The organism is Candidatus Zixiibacteriota bacterium (assembly GCA_020853795.1).
In the GTDB taxonomy this organism is placed as follows: domain Bacteria; phylum Zixibacteria; class MSB-5A5; order CAIYYT01; family CAIYYT01; genus JADJGC01.
This window is the reverse complement of the sequence record JADYYF010000031.1, coordinates 1-5,541: the sequence shown is the minus strand read 5'-3', so window position 1 is coordinate 5,541 and position 5,541 is coordinate 1. Positions and strand designations below refer to the sequence as shown.

The following is a 5,541-nucleotide window of genomic DNA, read 5'->3' as shown; positions in this document are numbered from 1 at the left end:
GTCCGCGTTTCGTTGTTCATCGTCGTATTCCACAACTGCTCGGGATTCATTTCGCCGAGACCTTTGTAGCGCTGAATCGAAACACCCTTGCGCCCCATCTGCTCCATCAGGCGGTCGCGATCATCGTCCGAATAGGCGTAGATTTCGCGCTTGTTCGACTTCAGCCGGTAGAGCGGCGGCTGCGCGATATAGACATACCCCTGCTCCACCAGTTCCTTCATGTAGCGGAAGAAGAACGTCAATAGCAGCGTCTTGATGTGCGAGCCGTCGACGTCGGCATCGGTCATGATGATGATCCGGTGATAACGCAGTTTCGAGACGTCGTAGTCCTCCTCGCCGAAGCCGGTGCCGAGCGCCGTGATGATCGAGCGGATTTCGTCGTTCGACAAAATCTTATCCAGTCGCGCTTTCTCGACGTTGAGAATCTTGCCCTTGATCGGCAGAATCGCCTGGAAGCGCCGGTCGCGCCCCTGCTTGGCCGAGCCGCCGGCCGAATCGCCCTCGACGATGAAAATCTCGCAGTGTTCCGGCTCGCGCGAAGAGCAATCCGCCAGTTTGCCCGGCAGCCGCCCGGAGTCGAGCGCCGTCTTGCGCCGCGCCAGGTCTTTGGCTTTGCGCGCCGCTTCGCGCGTGTATGCCGCGCCCAGTCCTTTATCCGCGATCTTCTTGCCGTCAGTCGGATTTTCCTCCAGCCATTCCGAGAAGGTCTCGCCCATCACCTGTTCGACAATCCCCTTCACTTCGGAGTTGCCAAGCTTGGTCTTGGTCTGGCCTTCGAACTGCGGATCGGGCACCTTGACATTGACCACGGCGGTCAGACCCTCGCGGACATCCTCACCCTGAAGCGTATCGAGGGCGTCCTTGCCGGTCTTGAACAGGCCGTTCTTCGTCATGTAGTTGTTGATCGTGCGGGTCAATGCCGTCTTGAAGCCGACCAGGTGTGTACCGCCTTCGACGGTGTTAATGTTGTTGACGAACGAGAAGATGTTCTCGACGTAACCGTCGTTGTATTGCAGCGCAATCTCGACCGTCACGCCCTCGCGTTCCTTTTCGCAGTAGAAGCGCTTGTTGTGGATCGGGTCCTTGTTCTCGTTGAGGAACTTGACGAAATCGACAATACCGCCCTTGTTCAGGAACGTTTCGGTCTTGCCCGAGCGCTCGTCGATGATATCGATCCGGAGTCCCTTGTTCAGGAACGCCAATTCGCGCACGCGCCCGGCCAGCACCTCGTACGACCACTCGATCTTCTTGAAGATCTCTTTGTCGGCCTTGAAATGCGTCTTGGTGCCGGTCTTCTTGGACTTGCCGATGATCTTCATATCGGCAACCGGATTGCCGGTGTGGTATTCCTGGAAATAGACGTTGCCGTCGCGGCTGACTTCGACCTTGCACCATTCCGACAGCGCGTTGACCACGCTCACGCCGACGCCGTGGAGACCGCCCGAGACCTTGTACGACTCGTGCGAGAACTTGCCGCCGGCGTGCAGCATCGTCATTACAACTTCGAGCGCCGGCCGTTTCTGCGTCGGATGCATATCCACCGGGATACCGCGGCCATTGTCTTCGACGACGATCGTGTTCTCGGTCGTGATCGTGACTTTGATCAGGTCGCAGAATCCTGCCAGCGCCTCGTCGACGGAGTTATCCACGACTTCATAAACCAGATGGTGCAGCCCGCGTACGCCGGTGTCGCCGATGTACATCGCGGGCCGCTTGCGTACCGCTTCCAGCCCCTTGAGCACCTGAATCGTTTTGGCATCGTAGCTCTGCGCGCCCTTCTTCGGCTTGTCTTCAGTATCCACTTCGTCGATTTCCGCCATGATTGCCTCTTATCCTTAAGTAAAATAAATATCCGTGACCACTGCCGCGCCGAGCGCCGCGTTCAGCCTCTCAATAATCTCGGCCTTGCCGAAATTCAGTTCCTGCCGCCACGCCGATGACGGTACCCGCACCTGCAGCACGCCCGCATTGATGCTCACTGCCTGCGCCTTCTGGGCGATCTTGTCACCCACCACTTCGGCAAAAACCTTAACCGCTTCCGACTCGCGCATACGCTTGTCCAGACCCAGATTCGTCAAGGTCCGGGACAGAATTGTCTTGATATTTTCCGCGCGTCGAACCACGATTTTCCCCGCAAAACAAGCACTTAATATACGATTTCCTCAACGGCGCGGGCAAGATAAAACTCGTCGCCGGATCGCTTTTTTCTCGCCGTAACTCATTGTAATGGTGCGAGTTATAAACACGCTCCAAATACTCCATATTAGTCGTCGACCGCTGCTTGTCGCCTCACGCGCTGATGCCACCGATCCCAATTTCAGCCAGTGTTTATGCGGTCAAGAGCACGTTGAGCCGATGCGAATTTCATGTTGCCGGAATTGCCGGTTGCGCGGTTGTTGCCCCGCCCAAATGGCTAAAGCAGCCGCCCTTCGAACAGCTGAACCTCGTTCGCGATCGCCGTTACCGACCGCAATTGATCCGCCTTGGCCGTGGTCAAGAAGACTTGGCCCAACTTCGGTAGTGTCGCCATCAATGCAGCCAGGCGCTGTGGATCCAGATCGCTGGTAACCTCATCCAGAAGCAGGATCGGGGCATCACCGAGCTGTCCAGTGAGGAAATCGTAGATGGCAAACTTGATTGCCAACGCCATCGACTTGGCTTCGCCCTGCGAGGCGTAACCCCTTGTTGCCTCCGCCGCCAATTTGATCGCCACGTCGTCGCGGTGGGGACCATGCCCGGTCGAGCCGAGATAGAGATCACGTTTGCGCCCCGATGCCAGCTTCTGCCGGAACGCCTCCGCGGAAGTGCAGTCGCCGCTGATCGAGGTTTCATAAGTCCAACTCAGATCTCCGGCACTGCCCGCGATCGCGCGATGATACTCCGCCAGCTTCGTTGTCGCCGCGGCCAGCAGCGCCAGCCGTTTGGCGTTGATTCTGGACCCGGCCGCTGCCAGCTGGGCGTCCCAGACATCGAGCATCTCAAGATCAGCCGGTTCTTCGTCGCTGATTTCGAACCCCTTGAGCAACGCATTCCGCTGAGTCAGGATGCGGTTGTACTCGAGCAAATCGTTCAGGTACCCGCGATCGCCCTGCGACAGGTACAAGTCCAGCAGCCGTCGCCGCACTGCCGGGCCGCCGTAAATCAACTCCACGTCTTCCGGTACATAGCTGACGGCGTGGAAATACTCGAACAATTCCGCCACTCGTGGCACCTTGACACCATCGATCTTGATCTGCCGTCGGTGCGCCGTCCCCCAGGCGATCTCAATTGTCCGCTCCGAGCCATTGACTAACCCTTCAACCTCGATTCGCGCCACCTCGGACCCCTTGCGAATGAGCAGGTCATCTGAAGCTGTTCGAAACGACCGGGCCGTGCAGGCGTAGAAGATCGCCTCAATAATCGAGGTCTTCCCCGACCCGTTCGGGCCACCGATGAGGTTGATCCCCGGTTCCGGCGCGAATTCGATCGTGGCCAAATTGCGAAAGTCGTTCAAACGGACTCTGGTCAGGTGCATGGCCGTAAGATGGTCGGCACCCTGGCTTTCGCAATCAGATTTCACGTGGAACAAGCCGCAGCTGCGTATAATCCACAGGCGGGCATCGGAGTGAGTGATGACTAACGCGCTACAACTGCTGACTTCTCGGTTGGATTCGGCCGATAAGACCCAAGCTTCCGCTGTCAATCCGGCCGCAGGCGACACCTCATTGCTTGATGCTTATTCTCAGGCCGTCATTTCAGTCGTCGAATCCGCCAATCCCGCGGTCGTAAACATCGGCGTTAAAACCAGAGCCGCTCGCGGTCGCCGCCATCAAGAGGGGGCCGGTTCAGGCGTCATCTTTGCCCCTGACGGATACGTCCTGACCAACAGCCATGTCGTCCACGAAGCTGCCTCGATCGCTGTTACCCTGCTTGACGGCACAACTGCCTCCGCCCGGGTGATCGGTGATGATCCGGCCACTGATCTGGCGGTCCTGCGGGTCGAGCTTTCCGGTCTCGGCTATGCCCAGCTCGATGACTCCGGTCGCCTGCGGCCTGGCCAGCTCGTGATTGCCATGGGCAATCCACTCGGGTATCAGTCAACCGTCTCCGCCGGCATCGTGAGTGCGACCGGTCGCGCGATGCGCAGTCAAAGCGGTCGCCTGATCGAAGACGTCATTCAGCATACCGCGCCGCTCAACCCTGGCAATTCCGGCGGCCCGCTGCTTGATAGTCGCGGCACGGTCGTCGGTATCAACACCGCGATCATCCACCTGGCGCAGGGAATCGGTTTCGCCATCCCCGCACGCACGGCGTCCTGGGTCATCACTCAGTTGTTGCAGCATGGCCGTGTCCGCCGCGGTTATCTCGGTGTTGCCGGCCAACCACGCTTGCTTTCGCGGCGCCTGGTGCGCTTTTACAACCTGCCCAACACTTATGGGGTGGAACTGATCCACGTCGAGAAGGGCACGCCTGCGGCTGCCGCCGGCCTGCTCAGAGGCGACATCGTGCTCGCCATCAATAGTCGGACCGTCGAAAATATCGACAGCGTCCATCGCCTGATGACCGAATGGCGTGCCGGCGAAGCACTCAGACTCGATTTCGTCCGCCTCAATGAGCTTATGACCGTTGAGATTACGCCGATCGAAGCGCCGTGACCGTTAGCCGACTGAGAGCGCTTTCCCGGATAATTCCCTTGACAATCACCAGTACTGCCGCTAAACTATCGGGCTAAATTTTTATCGACTGGGAGAGGAATGAAGCGAACATTTCAACCATCGCGACGGAAACGCAGTAACGACCACGGTTTTCGCAAGCGAATGTCAACCAAGGACGGCCGCAAAGTGTTGGCGCGTCGCCGCCGCAAAGGCCGCTATAAACTGACGGTTTCCGACGAGAGATAATCGATTTGGCAGGGGATTTCGTCTGTCTGATGAAGCCATTATCCGACAGACTCTGCAGTCTGGACGCAAGCGGGAAGATGCCTTCCTGCTCTTCCGTTGCCTGCCGACTCCCGGTCTATCTTCTCGCTGGTGCTTGCGCACGCCCAAAAGGCTCGGCAATGCCCCGCAGCGAAACCGCATACGCAGGCTGATGCGAGAATTTATTCGCACCAACAAGTTTATCTGGCCAACCGAATGCGCCATCGTCCTGTCCGCCAAACCCGCGGCGCAGGCAGCGACTCTCGAGCAGATTGCTCAATCAATCGCGGAGCTACTCCGCAATGAATAGCTTCCTGGGAAAGCTCCTGGCGTGGCTCGTGCGCGGTTACCAGCTCGCGATCTCGCCCTTTCTGCCCAAGGTCTGTCGCTTCTATCCCTCTTGCTCGCAATATTCCGTTGAGGCCTATCACAAGTACGGCTTTCTCAAAGGAACATCACTAACCCTCAAACGAATCGGCCGCTGTCACCCGCTTCACCCGGGCGGCTATGATCCGGTGGATTAATCACTCATGTTTGATCGTAACAGCGTCATTGCAATCGCCCTGATCTTCCTAATCTTCGTTGCATGGAGTTTCTTCTTTACCCCGACTCCAACTCCAGTGACCGAGCCGCAGCAATCATC

General features: G+C 58.0%; 7 protein-coding genes. 4 read left to right on the top strand and 3 right to left on the bottom strand.

Going from position 1 to position 5,541, the window contains the following annotated elements; genetic code table 11:
- The 3 genes from gyrB to IT585_02030 all read right to left on the bottom strand — a co-directional run.
- On the bottom strand, positions 1 to 1,820 hold a 1,820-nt coding region (gyrB, locus tag IT585_02040; GenBank protein ID MCC6962014.1), incomplete at its 3' end, for a DNA topoisomerase (ATP-hydrolyzing) subunit B.
- A gap of 15 nt (positions 1,821 to 1,835) precedes the next feature.
- Positions 1,836 to 2,123 carry a DUF721 domain-containing protein gene (locus IT585_02035; protein ID MCC6962013.1) on the bottom strand — a complete coding sequence of 96 codons (288 nt, stop codon included), beginning with the start codon at positions 2,121 to 2,123 and terminating at the stop codon, positions 1,836 to 1,838.
- A gap of 290 nt (positions 2,124 to 2,413) precedes the next feature.
- Complete coding sequence (locus IT585_02030) at positions 2,414 to 3,493, bottom strand: DNA replication/repair protein RecF (GenBank protein MCC6962012.1); 1,080 nt, start codon at positions 3,491 to 3,493, stop codon at positions 2,414 to 2,416.
- Positions 3,494 to 3,611: 118 nt separating this feature from the next.
- Between IT585_02030 and IT585_02025 the strand changes: the two genes are divergently transcribed.
- From IT585_02025 to yidD, 4 genes are all read left to right on the top strand, one after another.
- On the top strand, positions 3,612 to 4,634 hold the full coding sequence (locus tag IT585_02025) for a trypsin-like peptidase domain-containing protein (GenBank protein ID MCC6962011.1): 1,023 nt from the start codon (positions 3,612 to 3,614) through the stop codon (positions 4,632 to 4,634).
- A gap of 99 nt (positions 4,635 to 4,733) precedes the next feature.
- Positions 4,734 to 4,880, top strand: a complete 147-nt coding sequence (gene rpmH, locus IT585_02020; protein ID MCC6962010.1) for a 50S ribosomal protein L34 — start codon at positions 4,734 to 4,736, stop codon at positions 4,878 to 4,880.
- A gap of 22 nt (positions 4,881 to 4,902) precedes the next feature.
- On the top strand, positions 4,903 to 5,208 hold the full coding sequence (locus tag IT585_02015) for a ribonuclease P protein component (GenBank protein ID MCC6962009.1): 306 nt from the start codon (positions 4,903 to 4,905) through the stop codon (positions 5,206 to 5,208).
- Positions 5,201 to 5,422 (top strand): membrane protein insertion efficiency factor YidD, encoded by a 222-nt coding sequence (gene yidD, locus IT585_02010; protein ID MCC6962008.1) that lies wholly within the window; start codon positions 5,201 to 5,203, stop codon positions 5,420 to 5,422. Before IT585_02015 ends, yidD begins: the two co-directional genes overlap by 8 nt.
- Positions 5,423 to 5,541: the final 119 nt, after the last annotated feature.

What these genes read in the sequence shown, in the direction of transcription:
- IT585_02025 (MCC6962011.1), top strand. Translation starts at nt 3,612, where the DNA reads ATGACTAACGCGCTACAACTGCTGACTTCTCGGTTGGATTCGGCCGAT.
- rpmH (MCC6962010.1), top strand. Translation starts at nt 4,734, where the DNA reads ATGAAGCGAACATTTCAACCATCGCGACGGAAACGCAGTAACGACCAC.
- yidD (MCC6962008.1), top strand. Translation starts at nt 5,201, where the DNA reads ATGAATAGCTTCCTGGGAAAGCTCCTGGCGTGGCTCGTGCGCGGTTAC.